Source organism: Enterobacter sp. ENT02 (assembly GCF_019219165.1).
Taxonomy (GTDB): Bacteria; Pseudomonadota; Gammaproteobacteria; order Enterobacterales; family Enterobacteriaceae; genus Enterobacter; species Enterobacter mori.
Map to the genome: position 1 here is coordinate 85,227 of NZ_JAHUWD010000010.1, position 23,043 is coordinate 108,269.

The 23,043-nt window shown below is 54.3% G+C and carries 23 protein-coding genes and 1 other RNA gene; 12 read left to right on the forward strand and 12 right to left on the reverse strand.

All coding sequences use genetic code 11. The features are described from left to right. Positions 1-42: 42 nt before the first annotated feature. On the reverse strand, positions 43-696 hold the full coding sequence (acrR, locus tag KW829_RS21190) for a multidrug efflux transporter transcriptional repressor AcrR (RefSeq protein WP_010428179.1): 654 nt from the start codon (positions 694-696) through the stop codon (positions 43-45). Positions 697-837: 141 nt separating this feature from the next. Between acrR and acrA the strand changes: the two genes are divergently transcribed. The 6 genes from acrA (at position 838) to KW829_RS21220 (ending at position 7,676) form a co-directional block, all read left to right on the forward strand. Next, positions 838-2,031, forward strand: coding sequence for a multidrug efflux RND transporter periplasmic adaptor subunit AcrA (gene acrA, locus KW829_RS21195; protein ID WP_172701376.1), 1,194 nt, complete (start codon positions 838-840; stop codon positions 2,029-2,031). A 22-nt stretch (positions 2,032-2,053) separates the two neighbouring features. Continuing rightward, positions 2,054-5,200 carry a multidrug efflux RND transporter permease subunit AcrB gene (acrB, locus tag KW829_RS21200; protein WP_089598001.1) on the forward strand — a complete coding sequence of 1,049 codons (3,147 nt, stop codon included), beginning with the start codon at positions 2,054-2,056 and terminating at the stop codon, positions 5,198-5,200. A gap of 509 nt (positions 5,201-5,709) precedes the next feature. After that, complete coding sequence (gene tomB / locus KW829_RS21205) at positions 5,710-6,084, forward strand: Hha toxicity modulator TomB (RefSeq protein ID WP_008499288.1); 375 nt, start codon at positions 5,710-5,712, stop codon at positions 6,082-6,084. A gap of 27 nt (positions 6,085-6,111) precedes the next feature. Beyond that, positions 6,112-6,330, forward strand: coding sequence for an HHA domain-containing protein (locus KW829_RS21210; protein ID WP_010428174.1), 219 nt, complete (start codon positions 6,112-6,114; stop codon positions 6,328-6,330). Positions 6,331-6,539: 209 nt separating this feature from the next. After that, positions 6,540-7,091, forward strand: a complete 552-nt coding sequence (maa, locus tag KW829_RS21215; RefSeq protein ID WP_010428173.1) for a maltose O-acetyltransferase — start codon at positions 6,540-6,542, stop codon at positions 7,089-7,091. A gap of 117 nt (positions 7,092-7,208) precedes the next feature. Further along, positions 7,209-7,676, forward strand: coding sequence for a YlaC family protein (locus KW829_RS21220; RefSeq protein ID WP_089597999.1), 468 nt, complete (start codon positions 7,209-7,211; stop codon positions 7,674-7,676). Here KW829_RS21220 and KW829_RS21225 read toward each other — a convergent pair. After that, positions 7,648-9,108, reverse strand: a complete 1,461-nt coding sequence (locus KW829_RS21225) for a PLP-dependent aminotransferase family protein (protein ID WP_218309022.1) — start codon at positions 9,106-9,108, stop codon at positions 7,648-7,650. The two genes, KW829_RS21220 and KW829_RS21225, sit on opposite strands and share 29 nt — an antisense overlap. 101 nt (positions 9,109-9,209) lie before the next feature. Between KW829_RS21225 and KW829_RS21230 the strand changes: the two genes are divergently transcribed. After that, a complete protein-coding gene (locus KW829_RS21230) occupies positions 9,210-9,920 on the forward strand; it encodes a GNAT family N-acetyltransferase (protein WP_218309023.1) in 711 nt (236 codons plus the stop codon). On the opposite strand, the gene ykgO is transcribed toward KW829_RS21230, so the two are convergent. Continuing rightward, the gene (gene ykgO / locus KW829_RS21235; protein ID WP_003859006.1) at positions 9,917-10,057 is read right to left on the reverse strand and encodes a type B 50S ribosomal protein L36; all 141 of its coding nucleotides are present in this window, start codon (positions 10,055-10,057) and stop codon (positions 9,917-9,919) included. The genes KW829_RS21230 and ykgO overlap by 4 nt on opposite strands. Before the next feature lie 2 nt (positions 10,058-10,059). After that, positions 10,060-10,320, reverse strand: coding sequence for a type B 50S ribosomal protein L31 (locus tag KW829_RS21240; protein ID WP_010428154.1), 261 nt, complete (start codon positions 10,318-10,320; stop codon positions 10,060-10,062). Between the two features lie 231 nt (positions 10,321-10,551). Here KW829_RS21240 and KW829_RS21245 point away from each other — a divergent pair, with 231 nt between their 5' ends. After that, positions 10,552-12,117 carry an EAL domain-containing protein gene (locus KW829_RS21245; RefSeq protein WP_010428151.1) on the forward strand — a complete coding sequence of 522 codons (1,566 nt, stop codon included), beginning with the start codon at positions 10,552-10,554 and terminating at the stop codon, positions 12,115-12,117. Here the strand turns inward: KW829_RS21245 and KW829_RS21250 are convergent. Beyond that, entirely contained in the window at positions 12,110-12,382 is a 273-nt protein-coding gene (locus KW829_RS21250; RefSeq protein WP_010428149.1) for a metal/formaldehyde-sensitive transcriptional repressor, read from the reverse strand. The genes KW829_RS21245 and KW829_RS21250 overlap by 8 nt on opposite strands. A 132-nt stretch (positions 12,383-12,514) precedes the next feature. Between KW829_RS21250 and KW829_RS21255 the strand changes: the two genes are divergently transcribed. Next, positions 12,515-13,351 (forward strand): nickel/cobalt efflux protein RcnA, encoded by an 837-nt coding sequence (locus KW829_RS21255; protein WP_218309024.1) that lies wholly within the window; start codon positions 12,515-12,517, stop codon positions 13,349-13,351. A gap of 36 nt (positions 13,352-13,387) precedes the next feature. Here KW829_RS21255 and KW829_RS21260 read toward each other — a convergent pair whose 3' ends face one another. From KW829_RS21260 to KW829_RS21270, 3 genes are all read right to left on the reverse strand, one after another. Beyond that, the gene (locus KW829_RS21260; RefSeq protein ID WP_218309025.1) at positions 13,388-16,480 is read right to left on the reverse strand and encodes a beta-galactosidase; all 3,093 of its coding nucleotides are present in this window, start codon (positions 16,478-16,480) and stop codon (positions 13,388-13,390) included. 103 nt (positions 16,481-16,583) lie between these two features. Further along, the gene (locus KW829_RS21265) at positions 16,584-17,654 is read right to left on the reverse strand and encodes a LacI family DNA-binding transcriptional regulator (RefSeq protein ID WP_218309026.1); all 1,071 of its coding nucleotides are present in this window, start codon (positions 17,652-17,654) and stop codon (positions 16,584-16,586) included. Positions 17,655-17,731: 77 nt separating this feature from the next. Then, positions 17,732-18,343: a YitT family protein gene (locus tag KW829_RS21270; protein WP_218309027.1), complete on the reverse strand. Its 612-nt coding sequence runs from the start codon at positions 18,341-18,343 to the stop codon at positions 17,732-17,734. Between the two features lie 86 nt (positions 18,344-18,429). Between KW829_RS21270 and KW829_RS21275 the strand changes: the two genes are divergently transcribed. Continuing rightward, the gene (locus tag KW829_RS21275; RefSeq protein WP_218309028.1) at positions 18,430-19,851 is read left to right on the forward strand and encodes a PLP-dependent aminotransferase family protein; all 1,422 of its coding nucleotides are present in this window, start codon (positions 18,430-18,432) and stop codon (positions 19,849-19,851) included. A gap of 69 nt (positions 19,852-19,920) precedes the next feature. On the opposite strand, the gene KW829_RS21280 is transcribed toward KW829_RS21275, so the two are convergent. From KW829_RS21280 to ffs, 3 genes are all read right to left on the reverse strand, one after another. After that, positions 19,921-20,136 carry a hypothetical protein gene (locus tag KW829_RS21280; protein ID WP_010428144.1) on the reverse strand — a complete coding sequence of 72 codons (216 nt, stop codon included), beginning with the start codon at positions 20,134-20,136 and terminating at the stop codon, positions 19,921-19,923. Further along, positions 20,133-20,384, reverse strand: coding sequence for a hypothetical protein (locus tag KW829_RS21285; protein ID WP_199887082.1), 252 nt, complete (start codon positions 20,382-20,384; stop codon positions 20,133-20,135). The genes KW829_RS21280 and KW829_RS21285 overlap by 4 nt, the downstream gene beginning before the upstream one ends. Before the next feature lie 271 nt (positions 20,385-20,655). Further along, positions 20,656-20,752: signal recognition particle sRNA small type (gene ffs / locus KW829_RS21290), an RNA gene on the reverse strand. A 170-nt stretch (positions 20,753-20,922) separates the two neighbouring features. Here ffs and KW829_RS21295 point away from each other — a divergent pair. Then, positions 20,923-21,234, forward strand: coding sequence for an MGMT family protein (locus tag KW829_RS21295; RefSeq protein WP_010428142.1), 312 nt, complete (start codon positions 20,923-20,925; stop codon positions 21,232-21,234). Positions 21,235-21,267: 33 nt separating this feature from the next. Here the strand turns inward: KW829_RS21295 and KW829_RS21300 are convergent, their stop codons facing one another. Beyond that, the gene (locus tag KW829_RS21300) at positions 21,268-21,795 is read right to left on the reverse strand and encodes a YbaY family lipoprotein (RefSeq protein WP_010428141.1); all 528 of its coding nucleotides are present in this window, start codon (positions 21,793-21,795) and stop codon (positions 21,268-21,270) included. A gap of 203 nt (positions 21,796-21,998) precedes the next feature. On the opposite strand from KW829_RS21300, the gene tesB reads away from it, so the two are divergent. Then, positions 21,999-22,859 (forward strand): acyl-CoA thioesterase II, encoded by an 861-nt coding sequence (gene tesB / locus KW829_RS21305; RefSeq protein WP_089599328.1) that lies wholly within the window; start codon positions 21,999-22,001, stop codon positions 22,857-22,859. Positions 22,860-23,043: the final 184 nt, after the last annotated feature.

Below are 23,043 nucleotides of genomic sequence, written 5' to 3' on the forward strand. Positions count from 1 at the left end.
AATAGCAAGAACATGAACCTCCAGGATAAATCCTGGCGACGGTCAGGCAGGAACGGAGTGGGTTTCGTCACGCAGTGTCGGGCAAAATTGCAACATCTCCAGCAAAATGGCGACGTAGCTACGAGCTTCGTTTTTAAGATCAAAAGATTGTGGCGCAAATAGCCAGTTCTCCATCAGCCCGGAGACATAGCTACGTAACAGAATGGCGGCGCGGCGCGTCAGCAGGTTGGCCGGTAACGTTTTTGCCTGAATACATTGCGTTAGCGTCTGTTCGATACGGTCATAACTCTCCAGACACAGGCTACGCTGCGCCTGCTGGACGACCGCCATTTCGCCCACGAACTCGCATTTATGAAAAATAATTTCCATCATTAGCCTGCGACGTTCTTCAACTACCGTTGCTTCAAGGATATATACTAGAATTTCTCTTAATACTGAGAGTGGATCGTCGGGGAATTTTGCCCGATACTCAGTCTCTAGATCGCTAATGTTGGATTCTGAAAGCTCCCAGATTTCACCAAACAGATCTGACTTGTCTTTAAAATGCCAGTAAATCGCTCCCCGCGTGACGCCCGCGGCCTGAGCAATCTGCGCCAGCGAGGTTGATGACACACCCTGCTGAGAGAACAAACGAATCGCCACATCCAGAATGTGTTGTCGGGTTTCCAGCGCTTGTTGTTTGGTTTTTCGTGCCATATGTCAGTGAATTTACAGGAGTCAGATTTACATACATTTGTGAATGTATGTACCATAGCATGACGATAATATAAACGCAGCAATGGGTTTTTAGACTCAGGACCCTTGATCAATTTGAAATCGGACACTCGAGGTTTACATATGAACAAAAACAGAGGGTTAACGCCTCTGGCGGTCGTTCTGATGCTCTCAGGCAGCTTAGCGCTAACAGGATGTGACGACAAACCGGCTCAACAAGGAGCTCAGCAGGCGCCAGAAGTAGGCGTTGTGACGCTCAAATCTGAACCTCTACAAATCACCACAGAATTGCCAGGCCGTACGAGTGCTTACCGCATTGCGGAAGTGCGTCCTCAGGTGAGCGGTATTATCCTGAAACGTAACTTCACGGAAGGCGGTGATGTGAAAGCCGGTGAGTCTCTGTATCAGATTGATCCAGCAACCTATCAGGCGTCTTATGAAAGCGCGAAAGGCGATCTGGCGAAAGCTGAAGCTGCAGCCAAAATCTCCCAGCTCACGCTGAGCCGCTATAAAAAACTGCTCGGTACGCAGTACATCAGTCAACAGGATTACGATACTGCGCTGGCGGATGCACAGCAGACCAACGCTGCCGTCGTTGCCGCGAAAGCCGCCGTCGAAACCGCGCGTATTAACCTGGCCTACACCAAAGTGACCTCCCCTATCAGCGGTCGTATTGGTAAATCTTCCGTGACGGAAGGGGCGCTAGTGCAGAACGGTCAGGCCTCGGCGCTGGCTACCGTGCAGCAGCTTGATCCGATCTACGTTGACGTCACACAGTCCAGCAATGATTTCCTGCGTCTGAAGCAAGAGCTCGCAAGTGGCAAGCTGCAACAGGAAAACGGCAAAGCCAAAGTGGAGCTTGTGACCAATGACGGTATCAAATACCCACAGTCAGGCACACTGGAATTCTCTGATGTGACGGTCGACCAGACCACCGGTTCCATCACCTTACGTGCGATTTTCCCGAACCCGGACAACACGCTGTTGCCTGGTATGTTCGTTCGCGCGCGTCTGGAAGAAGGGACGAATCCAACCGCACTTCTGGTTCCACAGCAGGGTGTGACCCGTACGCCACGCGGCGATGCGAGCGCACTGGTTGTCGGGGCTGATGACAAAGTCGAAACCCGCAATATCACTGCTACGCAGGCGATTGGCGATAAATGGCTGGTGACGGAAGGTCTGAAAGATGGCGATCGCGTGATTATCACTGGTTTGCAAAAAGTTCGTCCTGGCGCGCAGGTTAAAGCACAGGAAGTGAAGTCTGACGATAAACAACAAGCTTCAGCCGCTGGTCAGTCAGAACAAACCAAGTCTTAACTTAAACAGGAGCCGTTAAGACATGCCTAATTTCTTTATCGATCGCCCCATATTTGCGTGGGTGATCGCCATAATCATCATGCTAGCTGGGGGACTTGCGATCCTGAAGCTGCCCGTCGCGCAATATCCAACGATTGCGCCACCGGCGGTGACGATCTCCGCAACCTATCCAGGGGCTGATGCAAAAACGGTGCAGGACACCGTGACTCAGGTTATCGAACAGAACATGAACGGTATCGATAACCTGATGTACATGTCCTCAAACAGTGACTCCACCGGTACAGTTCAGATCACCCTGACCTTCCAGTCAGGTACCGATGCTGACATCGCGCAGGTTCAGGTGCAGAACAAACTGCAGCTGGCGATGCCGCTGCTGCCGCAGGAAGTACAACAGCAGGGCGTGAGCGTCGAGAAATCGTCCAGTAGCTTCCTGATGGTTGTCGGCGTTATCAACACCAACGGCACCATGACGCAGGAGGATATTTCCGACTACGTGGGCGCCAACATGAAGGACGCTATCAGCCGTACTTCCGGTGTGGGTGACGTGCAGCTGTTTGGTTCCCAGTACGCGATGCGTATCTGGATGGATCCGAACAAGCTGAACAACTTCCAGCTGACGCCGGTTGACGTAATCAGCGCGATCAAAGCACAGAACGCCCAGGTGGCAGCCGGTCAGCTAGGCGGTACGCCGCCGGTGAAAGGCCAGCAGCTTAACGCCTCGATCATCGCACAGACGCGTCTGACGTCCGCCGATGAGTTCAGCAAAATTCTGCTGAAAGTGAATCAGGACGGTTCTCAGGTTCGCCTGCGCGACGTGGCGAAAGTTGAGCTGGGCGGTGAGAACTACGACATCATCGCGAAGTTCAACGGCAAACCTGCTTCCGGTCTGGGTATCAAACTGGCGACAGGCGCTAACGCCCTGGACACCGCCACGGCTATCCGTGCAGAGCTGAAGAAGATGGAACCTTTCTTCCCGTCAGGTCTGAAAATCGTATATCCGTATGACACCACGCCGTTCGTTAAAATCTCGATTCACGAAGTGGTAAAAACCCTGGTTGAGGCGATCATCCTCGTCTTCCTGGTCATGTACCTGTTCCTGCAAAACTTCCGTGCGACGCTGATCCCAACCATCGCCGTTCCGGTCGTACTGCTCGGGACCTTCGCGATCCTGTCGATATTCGGCTACTCGATAAACACCCTGACAATGTTCGGGATGGTGCTCGCCATCGGCCTGCTGGTGGATGACGCCATCGTTGTGGTAGAGAACGTCGAGCGTGTGATGGCGGAGGAAGGCCTGCCGCCGAAGGAAGCAACCCGTAAATCGATGGGGCAAATCCAGGGCGCGCTGGTCGGTATCGCGATGGTGCTGTCTGCGGTATTTATCCCGATGGCCTTCTTCGGAGGTTCAACCGGTGCGATTTACCGTCAGTTCTCTATTACCATCGTTTCCGCGATGGCGCTGTCCGTGCTGGTGGCGTTGATCCTGACGCCTGCCCTGTGTGCCACCATGCTGAAGCCGATTCAGAAAGGCGGTCACGGCGAGCACAAAGGGTTCTTCGGCTGGTTTAACCGCATGTTTGATAAGAGTACGCACCATTACACCGACAGCGTGGGCAACATCCTGCGCAGCACCGGTCGTTATCTGCTGCTCTATATCATCATCGTGGTGGGCATGGCTTTCCTGTTCGTTCGTCTGCCAAGCTCGTTCCTGCCGGATGAAGACCAGGGCGTGTTCCTGACGATGGCACAGCTCCCGGCGGGTGCATCGCAAGAGCGTACCCAGAAAGTACTGGACGAAGTGACGGACTACTACCTCACCAAAGAGAAAGACAACGTTGAATCCGTGTTTGCGGTTAACGGCTTTGGCTTTGCGGGTCGTGGTCAGAACACCGGTATCGCCTTCGTTTCTCTGAAAGACTGGTCTGAACGTCCGGGCGAAGAGAACAAAGTTGAAGCGATCACCGGCCGCGCTATGGGCACCTTCTCGCAGATTAAAGATGCGATGGTCTTCGCCTTTAACCTGCCAGCGATTGTTGAACTGGGTACGGCGACCGGTTTCGACTTCCAGCTGATTGACCAGGGTGGTTTGGGTCACGAGAAACTGACTCAGGCGCGTAACCAGCTGTTTGGTGAAGTGGCTAAACACCCTGACCTGCTGGTCGGCGTGCGTCCAAACGGTCTGGAAGATACGCCGCAGTATAAAATCGACATCGACCAGGAAAAAGCCCAGGCGCTGGGTGTGTCCATCAGCGACATCAATACCACACTGGGCGCAGCCTGGGGCGGTAGCTACGTCAACGACTTCATCGACCGCGGTCGTGTGAAGAAGGTGTACGTGATGTCAGAGGCGCAGTACCGTATGTTGCCGAACGACATCAATAACTGGTACGTTCGCGGCAGCGATGGGCAGATGGTACCGTTCTCCGCCTTCTCAACCTCGCGTTGGGAATACGGTTCACCGCGTCTGGAACGCTATAACGGCTTGCCATCGATGGAAATCCTGGGTCAGGCTGCGCCGGGTCGAAGCACCGGTGAAGCGATGAACCTGATGGAAGAACTCGCCAGTAAACTGCCTGCAGGTATCGGCTATGACTGGACCGGTATGTCCTATCAGGAACGTCTGTCCGGGAACCAGGCCCCTGCCCTGTACGCCATTTCACTCATCGTGGTCTTCCTGTGTCTGGCGGCACTGTATGAGAGCTGGTCGATTCCGTTCTCCGTTATGCTGGTTGTTCCACTGGGGGTTATCGGTGCGCTGCTTGCCGCAACGTTCCGTGGGTTGACCAACGACGTTTACTTCCAGGTGGGCCTGCTGACAACCATTGGCTTGTCGGCGAAGAACGCGATACTTATCGTGGAATTCGCCAAAGATCTGATGGAGAAAGAAGGCAAAGGTCTGATTGAGGCGACGCTCGAAGCCGTTCGTATGCGTCTGCGTCCAATCCTGATGACGTCTCTGGCATTTATCCTCGGTGTAATGCCGCTGGTTATCAGCTCCGGTGCGGGCTCCGGCGCGCAGAACGCAGTAGGTACCGGCGTAATGGGTGGGATGGTAACCGCGACCGTTCTTGCGATCTTCTTCGTACCGGTGTTCTTCGTGGTGGTTCGCCGCCGCTTCAGCCGTAAGAATGAAGACGTTGAGCACAGTCATTCGGTAGAACCTCACTGATACCGGTTTCATATGATAAAAAGGCCGCATTTGCGGCCTTTTTCATTTCAAAAAAATCATAAATTACGCTTATTGTGGTGCTATTTATTTTCTGTCATCTTAATAAGACATATCATAATTAACTGAAAACTTAATCGGCGAATTCATGATTTTTTTAATTTCATTTCGACGCGTAAATTATTAGGAATATTCCTAGCACCACTATCGAACAAAGAAAAGTCCGAATCTGGTCTTCGTCTGACAGTTTACGCTAAATCAATGAAACGTAAGGACGCGATAAAAAATCAGTGTTAATTCGGATAAAAACGTTCTGTTCAGGCCGGGCAATTGCGTAAACGCTCGCAGTATCAGGTTTTAATTGTAATTTTTCGTAATAGCGCGGTGAAATCTCGATCAGAGTGGCTTATAGTTAGAGTTATCAGGAACACAGCACCCGTGCGGCTAAGTATGTTGTATCCATCCCGACATGATGTTCGGTGAGTAAGAAATCACTCAGAAGGGGATGCGCTATGGACGAGTACTCGCCAAAAAGGCATGATATCGCGCAGTTGAAATTTCTCTGCGAATCCTTGTACCATGACTGCCTTGCCAATCTTGATGAAAGTAACCATGGCTGGGTGAATGACCCAACGTCTGCGATCAATTTACAGTTGAACGAGCTGATAGAGCATATTGCAACCTTCGCACTTAATTATAAAATTAAGTACAATGAAGATAATAAGCTCATTGAGCAAATTGACGAATACCTGGACGACACCTTTATGTTGTTCAGTAGCTACGGCATTAACGCCCAGGATTTGCAAAAATGGCGTAAATCGGGAAATCGGCTATTCCGCTGCTTCGTCAACGTGAGCAGAGCAAACCCGGTTAGTCTTTCCTGTTAAAATTATTACAATTACTAAGGTGAATTTATGTCTGATAAACCATTAACAAAAGTCGATTATTTGATGCGCTTGCGACGTTGTCAGTCAATAGACACGCTCGAACGTGTCATCGAAAAAAATAAATACGAGCTGTCTGATAATGAACTGGCTGTATTTTATTCAGCCGCTGACCATCGGCTCGCTGAGCTGACCATGAATAAGCTGTATGACAAAATCCCAACGTCCGTATGGAAATTTGTTCGTTAATCTTTAACGTGTATCTGTAGAGGTTCTACGTCACGTTCTGGTTTGTATACACCTTTCGACTTACGCTCCCTGTGCGAAAGCAGGTCTCCGTGTAAAACGTGCTCATCCGCAACATTGTTGTGACTCTTATCACACAGGTTTTCCGGGAACGTTCCCTTACTGGCCTATCCCTATTACTCTGCAGTAATGATATCCAGAGAGGTTCCTAAATGAGCACAGAAAAACAGAAGATGATTGCAGGTGAACATTACTGCCCTGGTGATGAGACGTTACGGGGCGATCGGCTGCGAGCCCGCCATCTGATTCACCGCTATAACCACACCGCCCCCGACGCGAAAACTGAACGCCAGAACATTCTGGCGGAACTTTTAGGACAAAGCGCAGGCGCGTATATCGAGCCGAGTTTCCGCTGTGACTATGGTTACAACATTTACCTGGGTAAAGAATTTTACGCTAACTTCGATTGCGTGATGCTGGATGTCTGCCCTATTCATATTGGCGACAACTGCATGCTGGCACCGGGTGTGCATATCTACACGGCAACTCATCCGCTGGATCCCGATGAACGCAACAGCGGCGTCGAGTTTGGCAAGCCCGTGACCATTGGCAATAATGTCTGGATTGGCGGGCGCGCCGTCATTAATCCTGGCGTCACGCTGGGTGATAATGTGGTGGTGGCTTCCGGCGCGGTTGTGACAAAAGATGTACCGGCCAATGCTGTCGTTGGCGGCAATCCGGCAAAAATCATCAAGATGCTCTAAAGTATCGGGGAGCCAACTGTTATGGTCTTTTAGCGCCTGACTGTTACTTTTTTCAGCCTGGTTGCTCCCCTAAAATAGGCAGATCTCCTGTATTTTCAACAATCATGAAGGCAGAAAATGACCGAGATACAGCGCCTGCTCACCGCCACCATCGACGATCTTAACCATCGCGAAAAGCGCGACAATCGCCCGCGTTTTAGCATTAGCTTCATCCGCAAGCATCCGGGACTGTTTGTCGCCATGTACGCTGCCTGGCTGGCAACGCTTGTGGTGATGCTGACATCCGAAACCCTGGTGGACTCCGTCTGGCTGCTCGTTGTGCTGTTTGTGGTATTTAACGCATTCTTCTTTTTCGACGTTAATCCCCGCTACCGCTACGAAGATATCGACGTGCTTGATTTCCGGGTCTGCTATAACGGCGAGTGGTACAACACGCGCTTTGTGCCGACAGAATTGATCGACAGCATTTTACACTCCCCTGCTGTGGAGACCGGGCAGAAAGAGAAGCTGCAGAAAATGGTTTCAACCAAAGGCCAGCTCTCTTTCTATGACGTATTTACGCTTTCCCGTCCTGCTGCTGTGTAATCAGCGTCTGTAGGCGTCGGATACCTGACGCAAACTGAGAAGCAGAGGTATTACCGTACCCCAGAACCAGACCGGTTTGCCCCTGCTTCGGCGTCAGGTAGTACCCGCTTAACGCCGCGGGGGCCAGCTGAAATGCCCTCGCCTGCTGAACAATCGCCTTGTCATTAATCCCGTCAATCGCCACCGTCAGGTGCATGCCGCCCTCCGCCGCCAGAACACGATGCGCGACATGTAGCTCCGCGTTGAGCACGTCGCGCAGCTGCCGGTAGCGTTTCCGATAGAGCCGACGCATGGCGGCAAGATGACGAGCGTAATGGCCCTCTTCAATAAACAGCGCCAGCGTACGCTGTTCGGCACGATGCCCCCCACGCAATAACGCACCAACGGCCGGACGCGCCGCGTTTGCCAGCGACGGTGGGATGACCATAAAACCGATTCGGAGCGACGGGAACAGCGTTTTACTGAATGTTCCCAGATAAACCACCGGCGCGTTGTTGACCATTCCCAGCATTGCTGGCACCGGCTCTCCGGTATATCGAAACTCGCTGTCGTAGTCGTCCTCGATAATCCAGGCCTTATGCTGGAGCGCCAGCGCCAGCAATGACAAGCGCCGACGCGCGCTCAGCACGCTCCCGTAGGGAAACTGATGCGAAGGCGAAGTAAAGATAAGTGTAGGACGCGCTGCAGGTTGCCCTTCCCAGTCCATACCCTCATCGTCCACGGGCATGCCTGTCATCGTCAAGCCCGATTTCGCAAACGCGCTTTTTGCCCCCGCATAGCCGGGATCTTCAATCCACGCGATATCCCCCGGCTCGCTCAACAACTGCGTGCAGAGATTCACCCCTTCCAAAGCCCCCTCGGTAATCACAATCTGGCTGGCATCGCAATCAATCCCCCGCGACAGGGCAAGATGGCGGGCAATCGCCTCACGCAATGAGGATTCCCCGGCCGGATCGCCATAGCCAAGCAATGCACTCCCTTCCTCGCGTAAAACGCGATCGTACAAGCGCCGCCAGAGCGGAAGAGGAAAATAATTGATGGCTGGCGTGCCGGGCGTAAAAGCGAGTACCGGCGTCTCCCGCGGCGTCGGCTCTGGCAGCTGCGTCACCCGCTTAGCCAGCGTAACGATCGGCTCGGGAAAATCCTGTCGATTTCCGCGCTGCGCCAGTTGCGCCACGCGTGTACCCTGACGACTGCGCAGCAGATACCCTTCGAGCGAAAGTTGCTCAAGCGCCGCATTGACGGTGTTACGGGACACGGAAAGCTGCTGCGCAATCACCCGGGAACCCGGTAAGCGACTTTCAGCCTGCAGCCTTCCCTGCAGGACAGCTTCACGCATGGCAAGATACAGCGTGCGCTGCAAGGTCTCTTCACCGCGCTTTTTCAGCGCAGCAGTAATCAGGGTATAAAATTCATCGCCAGGTATATTCATTTTCTCTCTCCGTGGTACCACCAGAACATACCTCACTGGTACTTTTTAAGGAACCAGCATTTATTTACTCTGGGATCACTTACAGCAGAGCGGAAAATAACATGAGAACATTCAATCAGTTTGGACAACCTGTTGGCGATGAACTTATCGACTGGCACCCCCGCCAGCCTCCTTCCCGCGTGCATCTGCATGGCCGCTACTGTCGGCTGGAGCCGCTGCGTGTGGAACATGCCGATGCCCTCTTTTCCGCCTATCTTCTGGCAGAAGATACCCGCAGCTGGACATGGCTGCTGCGTGAACCTGATGCCACCGCAGGCGAATTTGCCGCGTGGGTGGCAAGCGTATGTGAATTACCGGATCCGATACATTTCACCGTCATTGATAATCAGACTCAGGCACCGGTCGGTACGCTGGCGCTGATGCGTATCGATCCGACAAACGGTGTTATGGAGGTGGGACACGTTCATTTCTCCCCTCTTCTTAGCCGCACGCCGATGTCCACAGAAGCGCAATATCTTCTGATGCAGTATGCGTTCGACGTGCTGGGATACCGCCGCTATGAATGGAAATGTAACAGCCTGAACGAACCTTCCCGCAAGGCGGCGCTCCGTCTGGGATTTCAGTTTGAAGGGCGCTTTCGTCAGGCTCTGGTGACGAAAGGACACAACCGGGATACGGACTGGTTCTCAATCATCGACAGCGAGTGGCCGATGCTGGCGAAAGCGTTTGAAAACTGGCTTGCCACCGACAATTTTACCGTCGATGGCAAACAGATCAGATCCCTGGAAAGTTGGCGTGAAACGCGCTTTTAGCGTCTTTTTTTACGACCCTGAACGGCTTTAAAGCGCGGGTTCGATTTGCAAATGACATACAAGCGTCCCTTGCGTTTTACGATCTGGCAATCCGGATGACGCTGTTTCGCACTGCGCAGCGAGTTAAGTACCTGCATGGTTAACCCCGCTTCGCATTAAGAAAGCCGCCAAAACGTTTGCGGAAGCGCGCAGCGCTGCCATCCGTCGAGAACGTTTTCTGCTTACCGGTATAAAACGGGTGTGATTTTGAAGAGACTTCGATGGTGATGTACGGATACGTTTCACCGTCGAGCTCAATTTCACGGTCGGTCTTGATGGTCGATCCGACTTTAAAGTATTCGTTGGCACTGGTGTCGTGAAACACCACGGTGCGATAGGCTGGATGGATATCAGGTTTCATCATACGCTCTTCATGTTTTGTTATAACATAACAAAATAATATCCAGGCTCAGTTGAAAAAACAACCCCTGAAAATTCCCCCCCTTCCTCGCAAAACTTCCTTAAAGGTCTGCGACAAAATGAAAATCATGACGCCTGCGTGCTATAACTATATCATTTCGCGGAAAAATCTTTCGCCTCCGACAAGCGACTCTGTGCCCGGAAACAGGCATATGAGAAAGGAAACAGCAGCATGAAAACCCGACATCTGGTCAGCCTGGTCACAGGCATACTGATCTTTTCTGTGCTGGTACCGATTTGCCTCAGTATCTGGCTGGCGCATCGCCAGGCGGAGGATAAATTTGTCGATGTGCTTGATAGTTACGCCTCCCGCGTGCTGCTTCGTACAGACAGGGTTGTTGATCAGGCAAAAGAAGCGCTGACCCGGCTTCAGGCCTTTGAGGGGCCTCCCTGTAGTTATCTACATTTACGGGAAATGCGTCGGGTTGCTTTCTCATGGCGTTATGTTCAGGAAGTGATCTACATCGACAGCCTGAAGCCCCTCTGCTCCTCGCTGGAACAAGACAGCGACGCAGCCGCTTTCCCGCCCCCGATGCGCATTACTGCAGATGGTTACAGTGCCTGGCTGACCACGCAAAACGATCTTGGTTTTAACCGCTATATGGCCGCACTGGGCAAAGGCCATTACCTTGTGCTGATCGATCCAGCCTCGTTGGTGGACGTGATCCCTTTCGGTGAGATCGCAATTGATGCCGCGCTGGTAGGCAGCTCAACACACCTCGTTTTTGCCAGCAGCGACACGCTTGCTCCTCATATCCGCAACATGATTGTCGATCGGGAAATGACCCGCGTTCAGTACAACGGCTCAATGTATATTATTAAGCCTGTTCCTGAACTGGGGTTTAATATCGTCGCCTGGGCGGCGTTAAAACCGCTGGCTGAAACCTGGCATCGGCAGCTTCTTTTCTGGCTGCCGTTTGGCGTGTTGATAAGCCTGCTTGCCGCGCTTTTTGTTCTGCGTATTCTGCGGCGTATACAATCCCCACGCTACAGGCTGCTTGATGCGATTAATAACCGCGAATTTGTGGTTAACTACCAGCCCATTGTGGCGCTCTGCAGTGGGAAAATTGTCGGTGCAGAGGCACTTGCCCGCTGGCCACAGCCTGACGGGAGCTATCTCTCACCGGAAATTTTCGTTCCGCTAGCGGAACAGACGGGCCTTATTTCGCAACTGACGCAGCTAGTCATCGAAAAACTGTTTGAGGATATGGGTCACTGGCTACATCTGCATGGCGATCAGCATATTTCCATTAACCTTGCGCCTGCCGATTTACTCTCCGGCAAGTTGCCGCCTCTGCTGAGCCAGTTGCTCAATAAGTGGAAAGTCCATCCCAGGCAGATCGCCCTTGAGTTAACCGAGCGCGGCTTTGCCGATCCTAAAATTAGCGCACCGGCCATCGCGGCATTCCGCCGTTCGGGTCATGCCATCTATATCGATGATTTTGGTACCGGTTATTCCAGTCTGAGCTACCTACAGGATCTGGACGTCGACACGTTAAAGATTGATAAGTCGTTTGTGGACGCGCTGGAGTATAAAAACGTCACCCCGCACATTATTGAAATGGCGAAATCGCTGAATCTGGCCATGGTGGCGGAGGGTATAGAGACCGACGGGCAGCTCCGCTGGCTGCACCTTCACGGGGTGCAGTATGGACAGGGGTGGTACTACAGTAAGGCGCTGCCAAGGGAGGAGTTTATTCTCTGGGCGGAAATAAACCTCAAGACACATTCTACTTAAGGTAGGATTTGATCACCTTTAAAACCACGCCAAGATCGGCTTCACGCTGCTCTTCTTCGGGCTCTTTCACCACGTGATCGGTTAAATGGCCCTCGATCACCTGCATCATCATGCCGTTGACCGCCCCGCGGATCGCTGCCAGCTGCTGGAGAACATCGGCGCATTCGTGGTCGCTATTAAGCATTTTTTCCAGCGCGTTGCTCTGCCCCTGAATTTTTTTCAGGCGGGTTAATAACATCTTCTTGTCGCGAACCGTATGTGACATCTCTTTCCCCCTAATTTTGACGTTTTAAGCATATCACGCCCTACTCCCTCTGAGTATTTTTCTACTGGGGGGTAGTATTAGACTACTGGGGGGGAGTAGTATCAGAGCACAATTTTTCTCCCGGAATGTTCAATGAACGATTTTGCTTCTCTCCTTCAACAAGGCAACGCCTGGCTGTTTGTGCCCAGCGCTATTTTGCTCGGTGCGCTGCACGGCCTTGAGCCGGGCCACTCAAAAACGATGATGGCCGCTTTTATCGTGGCGATCCGCGGGACACTTAAGCAGGCGATCCTTCTCGGGCTTGCCGCAACCCTGTCTCACACGGCGGTGGTCTGGATCATTGCGATGGCGGGATTATGGTTTGGTCGGGGCTGGGATGCTCATACGTCTGAGCCCTGGTTCCAGCTGATCTCTGGCGTGTTGATCATTGCGATCGCGCTCTGGATGGCCTGGCGCACCTGGAAAGAGAGCCAGCCGCACGAGCATCATCATCACGAGCACGAGCACGAGCACGAGCACGAGCACGAGCACGAGCACGAGCATCATCATGATCATCACAACCCTGGTCATCAACTGGTTGAAGAAGAGTGGCAAGACGCCCACCAGCGCGCGCATGCCCAGGATATTAACCGTCGTTTCAACGGACAAAACGTCACTACCGGGCAGATCGCCCTGTTTGGCCTGACGGGCGGGCTTATTCCCTGCCCGGCGTCCATCACGGTGCTGCTGATTTGCCTGCAGCTCAAGCACTTCGCACTCGGCGCAACGCTGGTGTTCAGCTTCAGTATTGGCCTCGCACTGACGCTGGTGGCTTCAGGCGCGATTGCCGCCTTAAGCCTTAAGCACGCGACGAAGCGCTGGCCGGGTTTCAGCAAGTTTTCGCGAAAAGCGCCCTGGATATCTGCGGCACTGATTACCCTCGTCGGGATCACTATGAGTCTTCACGGGCTGAGCGGAATTTTATCCTGAGCGACGCGGCCACCCACGGTGGCCGCGACTGGCGCGCTAAAGTGCGTTCTGATGCCAGCTAAAGGTGTAGCGAAGCTGACGATGTTGCAGGATGAATTCAGGTGAAACGCTTGGGCTCCAGGAATCATCACCGCCAACGCCCATATGGAATGCATCCAGGTTGAGCCAGCAGCCCGGCTCATCGCACAGTAAGTGCTGATGCGTTGTCTCACGAAGCTGCTGTTGGCTGTGGCGGCTGACGGAGAAATGGAAATTTCCCTGAAGCACGTGCGCCCCGCAGACAAGCTCTCGAGTGTCACAGCGCAGACCATTTTCTGTCGGGAAAATGTAGGGGGTCTGCATCGCATCGAGCGGCAAAGTCCAGCGCCCCTGCTGCGCCGCGAGCTTCCTGTCCGGATAGTTCTCGAACGGCCCCAGCCCCAGCCAGCGCACCGTATCCGGTACCTGAGCAAACTGGACGCTCAGGCCTATACGCGCGGGCTCGGGAATATCGGACGCCACCTGCACCTGCACATCTCCATGCAGCACGCCGCAATCGTCAATCCGCCAGACCTTATGGCTCAAAAACAGCGCCTTACCGCGATACTCCCAGACGTGTCGCGTGGTCACGACCACGTCATTGGCATGCGATTCCGCTTCACACATAAGCAGGCGAGCAGACATCTCAATCATTCCGGCCGCTTTCCAGCGTTCAACCCAGGCATTCGGATCGATTTGCGTGGCTTCGCTCACGCCAATGTCATTATCCAGTGGCGCACGGGTAAAGTTATCCGTCAGCGGCGAGCGCAGCGTTTCAACGCCCTTGTTCCACCACTGCGTGAGATTTCCCGAGGCGCGATCGAACCGCCAGCGTTGCTCTCCATGGGTAATGTCCAGCACATCATCCTGCTCTGTGAATACCGGCGGGATCCCGACTGCCCGCGGTGGCGTAACGTACAGCGGCGTCGGAAGCAGCCACTGATCCCACGCGCAGCGATGATTCGCCGGTGACCAGGCTGTTGCCTGCGGCTGGATAACCTCCACATTAAGCCAGGCCTCTCCCGGCTCGGCCGTCAGCGTCGGCAGCGAGATTTCCAGACGCTGCTGCCCCTGAGGGGCAATGGAAAGCGCAACCTCACCCTGAGCCAGCACCTCCCCGTCGCGGGTAACCGACCATCTCGCCACGTCGTTGTCGGTATGGCGGAACAGGTAATCACTTTTCACCTCAATCACTAGCGGAGAGGTACTCACGCACGTAAAGGTGAAAAACTGCTGCGCGCGCTGCGCTTCATATAGCGCCGGATGCGGCGTGCGATCCGGGAATACCAGACCATTCAGGCAGAACTGTCGGTCATTCGGTTTATCACCGAAGTCACCGCCGTAAGCCCAGAAGGGTTTGCCGTTTTCGTCTTTCTTCGTCAGCGCCTGGTCGACCCAGTCCCAGACGAACCCGCCCTGCAGGCGCGGATGACTGCGAAATGCCTGCCAGTACCTGGCGAACCCGCCAAAGCTGTTGCCCATCGCGTGGGCATATTCACAGAGGATCAGCGGGCGAGTTTCATCCGGCATGCCGATCCATTTTTTGATCGCCCATTTTGGCACCGTAGGGAACGGCTGGTCCTGATCAACACGAGCATACATCGGACAGACAATGTCGGTTGCTGCCGTATTCGCCCCACCGCCTTCGTACTGTACAGGGCGCGTTGGATCGGTAGTTTTCAGCCAGCGGTAAAGCGCATCATGGTTTGCACCGTGTCCGGACTCATTCCCCAGCGACCAGATGATAATGGACGGATGGTTACGATCGCGCTGCACCATGCGGGTCACGCGTTCACTCATGGCAGGCAGCCAGCGGGGATCGTCAGCAAGACGGCTCATTGGCAACATGCCGTGGGTTTCGATATTGGCCTCGTCCACAACGTACAGACCGTAGCGATCGCAAAGCCTGTACCACAGCGGATGATTCGGGTAATGCGAGCAACGGACGGCGTTAAAGTTATGCTGCTTCATCAGCTCGATATCGCGGCGCATCGTCGCTTCATCCATCACCTGCCCGTTTTCCGGATGATGCTCATGGCGGTTCACGCCCCGAATCAGCAGCGGTTTACCGTTTAGCTTCAGCAGGCCATTGCTGATTTCAACCCGGCGAAAGCCGACGTCGCATGCCTCGACGTCCAGCACATCACCCTGTGCGTCCCTAAGCGCAATTGTCAGCCGGTAAAGTTCAGGCGTTTCCGCACTCCACAGTGCGGGATCTTTGACGGGGATCGCCACCGCTAGCCGCTCGGCCCAGCGCCCTCGCTCGTCGACCACCGCAGAGCCGGGGCGTTGCGTGACGCTGGCGCATTTTTCGCCGTTTCGCCACAGGGTGATGACCACTTCGCAGGCTGAATAGCAGGAGCCGGCCAGCGTGACGTCGACGTTAAGCATTGCGCGGTCGCACTCTGCGTTGAGATTGGTCACAACGTGGTAATCCGCAATCTGCGTCTCAGGCTTATGCAGCAGCGATACGTCACGGAAAATACCGCTCATGCGCCACATATCCTGATCTTCAAGATAGCTCCCGTCGCACCAGCGCAGCACCATGACCGCAAGACGATTCTGGCCTGAACGCAGCGCTGCCGTGAGATCAAACTCGGCGGGCAGGCGACTGTCCTGGGAATAGCCAATCCACTGGCCGTTGCACCAGAGATGGAATGCTGAGTTTACCCCGTCGAAGATAATGCGGGTTTGCCCGCCGTGCAGCCAGGCGTCATCCATCTCAAATGTGAGCGAGTAACAACCGGTAGGATTCTCTGTCGGAACGCAGGGCGGATTGACGGGGATCGGATAGGTCACATTGGTGTAGATCGGCGTATCAAAGCCCTGCATCTGCCAGTTCGAAGGAACGGGCATCGCGACGGCATCGGTATAATCCTCTTCTACCCATGCCTGCGTAACCTGTTCTGGTGCTGCAAAAAAGCTAAACTGCCACACCCCGTTGAGAGAACGTTTGTTCGGGGTTTTCGCCTCTTCTCTGGCAGAGGCTTCGTCACGCCAGCTGTGAAACGGCGCGTGGGCCGCCAGGCGATTCCACTGCGTTACCCCGGGGTTTTCCCAGTCCCGACGAGCCAGAAGTGCGCTGAGGGTCAGCGATGATGTGTCAGACATAATAACCTCTTTGCGAAGCGCTCACAATTTTAGTCAACATGCCCTGGCAACAGAGAAGGGTAAAGTGTGCGATCCTCACGTAGCGAGCCGGATCACAAAAGATTTATCCCCGCGCGATTTTTTCAGCCAGCAATGCCAGATTTCTCAGTTGATGGGCAAGCTCTTCCCGATCAACCCGATCGGCTGCGCGACGGGCGCTCGAATGACGCGCGATCAGCGTGACGGGAAGCTGCTCTTGCCAGCATTTTTCGCTTCTCGTCGGCGTCAGCAGCCATTCCACGCTGCGCTCGCCCGCTTCACGAAAAGCCTGCCGAACGGTGGTCAGCGGCGGTGAAAACCAGGCGCTGTCGGCCGTGTCATCAAACCCGACAATCGATATCTGGCCCGGTATAGCAATGCCCTTCTCAACGCAGGCGCGCATCACGCCCAGCGCCATCTGATCGTTCGCGACCAGAATGGCGTCAGGTAGTTGCGATCCGGATAAAAGCTGGTGGCCTTTTTCATATCCGGAGGCGGCGCTCCAGTCGCCATGAACCTCGTCAGCGGCTTCAAGACCGGCTTGTGCCAGGGTCGTTTTCCAGCCCGCCAGACGCGCACGCGCTGAAACGGAACTCTCTGGTCCACTGAGAAGAGCGATGCGCTGATGCCCCAGAGAAATCAGATGTTCCGCGCCCAGCGCGGCCCCCTGCCCGGCGTTAAATACCAGACTGTTGACCTGCGCCGAAGGGGAAACATCGAGGAACAGAACAGGCACAGGCAAAGCCATTTTCTGAAGCTGCTCTGCGTCAGGATCGTCCAGCGGGACGTTGACCAGTAAGGCTTCCACACGCTGAGCCAGCAGTTCCTGCACCGCAGCCTGGCATTGCTGAACATGCTCCACCATTGAAATTAAGACGCTTGCCCCCTGCTCTGCCGCGCGGGATTTTACCGCTGAGACAATTTGCGAGGGCGCATGCAGGGCCAGATCGGTGGTGATCAGCCCCAGCGTCCGGGTCCGTTTCCCCGCAAGCTGCTGTGCGCCCCGATTAGGCACATAGTGCAGCTCAGCCATCGCCTGCTGCACCTTTTCCCGCGTGCGGGTGGAGACGTGCTCCGCGCCATTAATCACGCGGGACACGGTCTGGTAAGACACCCCCGCAAGGAGGGCTACGTCATAGAGTGTGATCGCTTTCATGCAGTCCGGCATCGCTTGATAACAAGCCGCTATTCTGGCACAGGGACGCCATTAAAACATGTGAGCGCTTCGCAAAATTAAACAACCCGCTCAGGCTGAGGAACCGTCTCGATAGGCGGCTTTTGACGGAACCACGGCAAACAGAGCTGGATAAGCGGGCCGATGGTCAGGGCGTAAATCACTGTCCCCACACCAAATGAACCGCCAAGCAGGCAACCGATAATCAGGACAGAGACTTCAATGGAGGTGCGCACGCTGCGGATTGACCAGCCTAACCGGGCGTGGATCCCGGTCATCAGGCCGTCGCGCGGACCTGACCCAAAACCTGCACCGATATACATCCCGGTTGCTATGGCGTTCGCGACGATCCCGGACACCAGCAGCGCGATGCGGACAGGCAGCGAACTCAACTCAGGGATTAATGCCATTGAAGCATCTGCCGCCAGGCCAATACAGATAACGTTACTGAGGGTGCCCAGCCCGGGCATCTGACGCAGCGGGATCCACAGCAGAAGCACCGCCGCACCGGTCACAATGATGACCGTACCAATGGTCATCCCCGTTTGTAAGGCCACCCCAAGGTGAAAGACGTCCCACGGATCGACGCCCAGATCCGCACGAATAAACATCGCGGTGGAAAGACCATAAAGCCCTAAACCGACATAAAGCTGTAGCAGACGACGTACCATTTTTATCTTCTCCAGTGAACCAGAGTTTCATATTGGGTCAAAATGGCTCTATGATTAATGTCCAGTTTCTAAATAGTGGACTGCATATGTCATCTCGTCGTTTCGGAAGCCAGTCTCTGGCACGCCTTTTAGGCCACTGGCAACAATCCTCATCGCGTACGCCGCTGTGGCGTCAACTGGCCGATGCGTTACGTCTGCTTATTCTGGATGGCAGACTGGCGCTGAATACGCGGCTACCAGGTGAGAGGGAATTAGCCAGTACGCTAAACGTCAGCCGAACCACCGTTGGCAGCGCGCTCGCCCATCTGCGGGAAGAGGGTTATCTGGAAAGTCGCCACGGCAGCGGCTCACGCGTGATCCTGCCGGATACCCGCGCGGTACCGACGCTTTCCGCGGCCAGCGCGGCGCTGGACCTCTCCACCGCCGCACTCAACGCCGGGCCCGAAATCCATCAGGCGTATACCCATGCGCTGACGGCGATTACCCAGCACCTTGCGCTGACGGGCTATGACCAGCTCGGGTTGCCCGCGCTGCGGGAAGCCATTGCCGCACGCTATACCGCGCGCGGGCTGCCAACGCGGGCAGACGAAGTGATGGTCGTAAATGGTGCCGTCAGCGGCTTTGCGCTGGTATTGCGCATGATGACCGGGCCAGGCGATCGCATCGTCGTCGACCATCCAACCTACCCGCTGGCGATCGCCGCTATTCAGGGGGCCCTCTGCCGACCGGTAGGCGTATCACTGCCTGAAAGCGGCTGGGATACCGACGGTTTCGCGGCAACGCTTGCCCAAACGGCCCCGCGCCTGGCCTACCTGATGCCGGATTTTCATAATCCAACGGGACGCTGTATGGACGCTGCAACGCGTCAGACGATCACCGACATCGCCGCGCGGACTCGTACCACGCTGGTCGTGGACGAAACCATGCTCGATCTCTGGTTTGATGCGCCGCCGCCGCCCCCTCTGGCAGCGTTTAATCCTGGGGCGGCGGTGATTACGCTGGGCTCTGCCGGGAAAAGCTTCTGGGGTGGACTGCGTCTCGGCTGGATCCGCGCCTCTTCACGCACCATCGCGGCGCTTGCTCAGGCGCGCGATACGCTGGACCTCGGCTCCCCTCTGCTGGAACAGCTGGCAACGCTGTGGCTTATCGAAAACAGCGAAACCTTTTTGCCCGCTCGCCGGAAAATGCTGGTGGAACGACGGAACAAGTGCGGGGAACTCCTGCGCGAGCATTTCCCGGACTGGACCTTCCATGAAGCCGAAGGCGGGCTTTCGTACTGGATTGAACTGCCGGGGATGCTGGCAACGCAGCTCGCCGCACGGGCTGAGACGATTGGGATCAACATGGGGACCGGCACGCGGTTCGGCCTTTCAGGGGCATTTGATCGCTATTTGCGTATGCCTTTCTCACTTGAACCGGAAGAACTCGAGCAAGCGTTATTGAGAATCAAGCCGTTGTGGCTCGCCCTGAACAAAACCACGCCCTCGATTAAACGGAGCCTGGTATAAAATTTTTTCGTAAATAATAAAAACAGCTGACTGTCATAGAGGCAGTCAGCTGTTTTCACAGTTCAGGAATTAGTGCTGAGGAGGAATCGGGAAACCTTTCAGTGAAATAACAAAATCTTCACCCTCTTTCTTTATTTTTGCGCCGGTATCACACCAGTCAGACGCAATACGAAAGAACTCATCACTTCCTACATTCCAGCCAAGACGTACATGTTTAACATAGCCTGAACGCAACAGATCGCAGGCCTCTTTGTAGTCATGGGCGGTCGACAGTTGTTGTTTCATTTTCTCTTCTTCAGAAGTTTACGTAGTGCCTTGATTTCTTTAGGAGTAAATGGAGAAATGCTCTCTTCTTCCGTATGCTGATTATCAATATCCTCTTCCGATACTCCCGCCTCTTCTACTGCTTCAAACGCCAGCAGCAGCAGTTTCTCTGTGGTCACGCTTAAATTCTCATTATTAACTTCGGCATAGTGGCGAAGTCTTTCTTTTAGCGCTTCATCAATTTTAACATTTAAAACCGCAGTAGCCATAATTGTCACTTCCCTTCGGAATACGTGTTTAATTTAATACACGAAGTTAACTTTCTAATCCAGATATATATTTTTTGCTTATGACGGAAAAAAGACACCCGATAATAAAATGACAGTCTATTATTACAGGTTTATGACAATATTATTTCAGTTAAATGAAAGATATATTTCCGGGCTTATAAAACCACTTTATCTATAAGGATTAATAGCCTGAGAGCAACGCTATCTAAAGCAGAAGATTTTTTTTGGGGCGGGGAGAAATGGGTGGGGGCCCTGCCAGCTACATCCCGGCACACACGTCGTCTGCCCTGGCTGCTTCCTTCCGGACCTGACCTGGTGAACAGAGTAGCGTTGCGGGAGAACCAACAGAGCCCCCATTGAGAGCGTTGTTAACCAACGCGCTGGCGCATTATCCCTATGCCGCCCGTCAATTGCAAGCCATGGGCATCTGGATGCTGGTTTATTGCGCAAACTTAAGCGGCAATCGCCTTCATCTTCGTTTACCATCACACTTCATTACGACCCACTGGAGTGATAAATGGACGAACATGACTCTTTCCCGCAACGCGTGTGGCAAATCGTGGCCTCCATCCCGGAAGGGGTTGTGACCACCTACGGTGAGGTAGCGCGTCTTGCAGGCTCTCCGCGTGCAGCACGTCAGGTCGGTGGCGTTCTGAAGCGGCTCCCGGAAGGAAGTGCTTTGCCGTGGCATCGTGTGGTGAATCGTCACGGTGCCATTTCGCTTACCGGGCCGGATTTGCAGCGCCAGCGTCAGGCGTTATTGTCAGAAGGTGTGCAGGTGTCAGGTTCGGGACAGATCGATTTGCAGAAATACCGTTGGGTGTACTGAACCCTCTCCCGCAGGAGAGGGTAAAGGCAGGAATTACAGCTGCGTAGGCGGGGTTGCGACGGCCGGCTGGTTAGTCTGAGGCGCAAGCGGAACTTCCGTTTGCTGCACCGGGACCAGATTCAGGTCAACTTTTGTTCCACCGTTGTTAATCGCTTCGTGCACCGTGTCGGTAATAAAGACCAGTTTATCGTTGATCGTTACCGCCGCACTCAGCAGGATACGCGCATTTGGCTGCACATCTGCTGGATTGTAAGGCAGTACGAAGCTAAATGGCGCCTGTTTACCCTCGGTGCGAACCGCACGCTGCGCCAGCACTTTCGACGGTGCATCGGCCAGTGAAGCATCAGACAGCGTTACCGTTAATACCGCATCCGGCGGCAGAGCCACTCTTTGCTTGATCCAGATTGTACCGGATACATTTGGCTGCTGAATTGACTGCTGTGAAAGTGTATTAATCCCGTTCGGGTCAGCTGCGGGCACCGGCACCTGAGCGCTCTTACCTGCACAGGCGGACAACGCCACCGCAATAGCTATACCACTTAGCATAGGCACGAGTTTCATTGAAGTCTCCTTATCATCAATGCACCAGCGGGATCGATCCCATCCGATGTCGTTTCATTCACATAACGTATTCAAGTGTGGCACAAATCAATGATTAACGCCTGAATTCTCCCCGATATTCAGACTAATCTACCCATCGGACCACTTTCATTTCTGCGTTATACTCTGCGTATCTTTCGCCACGGCGTTTATTGAGGACGACTATGAGTCAGGCACTGAACAATCTGCTGACATTACTGAATCTGGAAAAAATTGAGGAAGGACTCTTTCGCGGACAGAGCGAAGATTTGGGTTTACGCCAGGTCTTCGGTGGGCAGGTCGTGGGACAAGCGCTGTACGCAGCCAAGGAAACCGTCCCGACTGACCGTCTGGTGCACTCCTTTCACAGTTACTTCCTGCGCCCTGGCGATAGCGCAAAACCCATTGTCTATGACGTTGAAGTGCTCAGAGATGGCAACAGTTTTAGTGCTCGCCGCGTGGCAGCCATTCAACATGGCAAACCGATCTTTTACATGACCGCCTCTTTCCAGGCGCCTGAACCGGGCTATGAGCATCAAAAAGTGATGCCGCCAGCCCCTTCGCCTGACGATCTCAAATCGGAAACCGATATCGCCCGCGCGCTGGCGCATCTGCTTCCGCCACAGGTAAAGGAGAAGTTCCTCTGCGATAAGCCGCTTGAGATCCGCCCCGTTGAATTCCATAACCCGATGAAAGGCCACACTGCAGAACCGAAACGTCAGGTCTGGATGCGTGCCAACGGTACAGTGCCGGAAGATCTCCGCGTTCATCAGTACCTGCTGGGCTATGCATCTGACTTTAACTTCCTGCCTGTGGCGCTGCAGCCGCACGGCGTGGGGTTCCTGGAAAAGGGGATGCAGGTCGCCACCATCGACCACTCGATGTGGTTCCACCGTCCATTCAACATGAATGAGTGGTTGCTCTACAGTGTGGAAAGTACGTCGGCATCAAGCGCGCGCGGGTTTGTCCGCGGGGAGTTTTATACGCAGGATGGCGTGCTGGTCGCCTCGACGGTGCAGGAAGGGGTGATGCGTAACCGAGGGTGATGTTGTGCGGCCTGATGCCCTCACCCTGACCCTCTCCCACGGGGAGAGGGAATACATACTAAAAACGGCAACCGAAGTTGCCGTTTTGCTTTAACCTTATGCGGCCTGATGCCCTCACCCTGACCCTCTCCCACAGGGAGAGGGAATACACACTAAAAACGGCAACCGAAGTTGCCGTTTTGCT

What these genes read in the sequence shown, in the direction of transcription:
- KW829_RS21210 (WP_010428174.1), top strand. Translation starts at nt 6,112, where the DNA reads ATGTCTGATAAACCATTAACAAAAGTCGATTATTTGATGCGCTTGCGA.
- KW829_RS21260 (WP_218309025.1), bottom strand. Translation starts at nt 16,480, where the DNA reads ATGTCTGACACATCATCGCTGACCCTCAGCGCACTTCTGGCTCGTCGG.
- KW829_RS21250 (WP_010428149.1), bottom strand. Translation starts at nt 12,382, where the DNA reads ATGTCACATACGGTTCGCGACAAGAAGATGTTATTAACCCGCCTGAAA.
- tesB (WP_089599328.1), top strand. Translation starts at nt 21,999, where the DNA reads ATGAGTCAGGCACTGAACAATCTGCTGACATTACTGAATCTGGAAAAA.
- tomB (WP_008499288.1), top strand. Translation starts at nt 5,710, where the DNA reads ATGGACGAGTACTCGCCAAAAAGGCATGATATCGCGCAGTTGAAATTT.
- KW829_RS21225 (WP_218309022.1), bottom strand. Translation starts at nt 9,108, where the DNA reads ATGAATATACCTGGCGATGAATTTTATACCCTGATTACTGCTGCGCTG.
- KW829_RS21280 (WP_010428144.1), bottom strand. Translation starts at nt 20,136, where the DNA reads ATGAAACAACAACTGTCGACCGCCCATGACTACAAAGAGGCCTGCGAT.
- KW829_RS21220 (WP_089597999.1), top strand. Translation starts at nt 7,209, where the DNA reads ATGACCGAGATACAGCGCCTGCTCACCGCCACCATCGACGATCTTAAC.
- acrA (WP_172701376.1), top strand. Translation starts at nt 838, where the DNA reads ATGAACAAAAACAGAGGGTTAACGCCTCTGGCGGTCGTTCTGATGCTC.
- KW829_RS21240 (WP_010428154.1), bottom strand. Translation starts at nt 10,320, where the DNA reads ATGAAACCTGATATCCATCCAGCCTATCGCACCGTGGTGTTTCACGAC.
- KW829_RS21275 (WP_218309028.1), top strand. Translation starts at nt 18,430, where the DNA reads ATGTCATCTCGTCGTTTCGGAAGCCAGTCTCTGGCACGCCTTTTAGGC.
- KW829_RS21255 (WP_218309024.1), top strand. Translation starts at nt 12,515, where the DNA reads ATGAACGATTTTGCTTCTCTCCTTCAACAAGGCAACGCCTGGCTGTTT.
- ykgO (WP_003859006.1), bottom strand. Translation starts at nt 10,057, where the DNA reads ATGCAGGTACTTAACTCGCTGCGCAGTGCGAAACAGCGTCATCCGGAT.
- KW829_RS21230 (WP_218309023.1), top strand. Translation starts at nt 9,210, where the DNA reads ATGAGAACATTCAATCAGTTTGGACAACCTGTTGGCGATGAACTTATC.
- KW829_RS21270 (WP_218309027.1), bottom strand. Translation starts at nt 18,343, where the DNA reads ATGGTACGTCGTCTGCTACAGCTTTATGTCGGTTTAGGGCTTTATGGT.
- acrB (WP_089598001.1), top strand. Translation starts at nt 2,054, where the DNA reads ATGCCTAATTTCTTTATCGATCGCCCCATATTTGCGTGGGTGATCGCC.
- KW829_RS21300 (WP_010428141.1), bottom strand. Translation starts at nt 21,795, where the DNA reads ATGAAACTCGTGCCTATGCTAAGTGGTATAGCTATTGCGGTGGCGTTG.
- KW829_RS21245 (WP_010428151.1), top strand. Translation starts at nt 10,552, where the DNA reads ATGAAAACCCGACATCTGGTCAGCCTGGTCACAGGCATACTGATCTTT.
- maa (WP_010428173.1), top strand. Translation starts at nt 6,540, where the DNA reads ATGAGCACAGAAAAACAGAAGATGATTGCAGGTGAACATTACTGCCCT.
- KW829_RS21285 (WP_199887082.1), bottom strand. Translation starts at nt 20,384, where the DNA reads ATGGCTACTGCGGTTTTAAATGTTAAAATTGATGAAGCGCTAAAAGAA.
- KW829_RS21265 (WP_218309026.1), bottom strand. Translation starts at nt 17,654, where the DNA reads ATGAAAGCGATCACACTCTATGACGTAGCCCTCCTTGCGGGGGTGTCT.
- KW829_RS21295 (WP_010428142.1), top strand. Translation starts at nt 20,923, where the DNA reads ATGGACGAACATGACTCTTTCCCGCAACGCGTGTGGCAAATCGTGGCC.
- acrR (WP_010428179.1), bottom strand. Translation starts at nt 696, where the DNA reads ATGGCACGAAAAACCAAACAACAAGCGCTGGAAACCCGACAACACATT.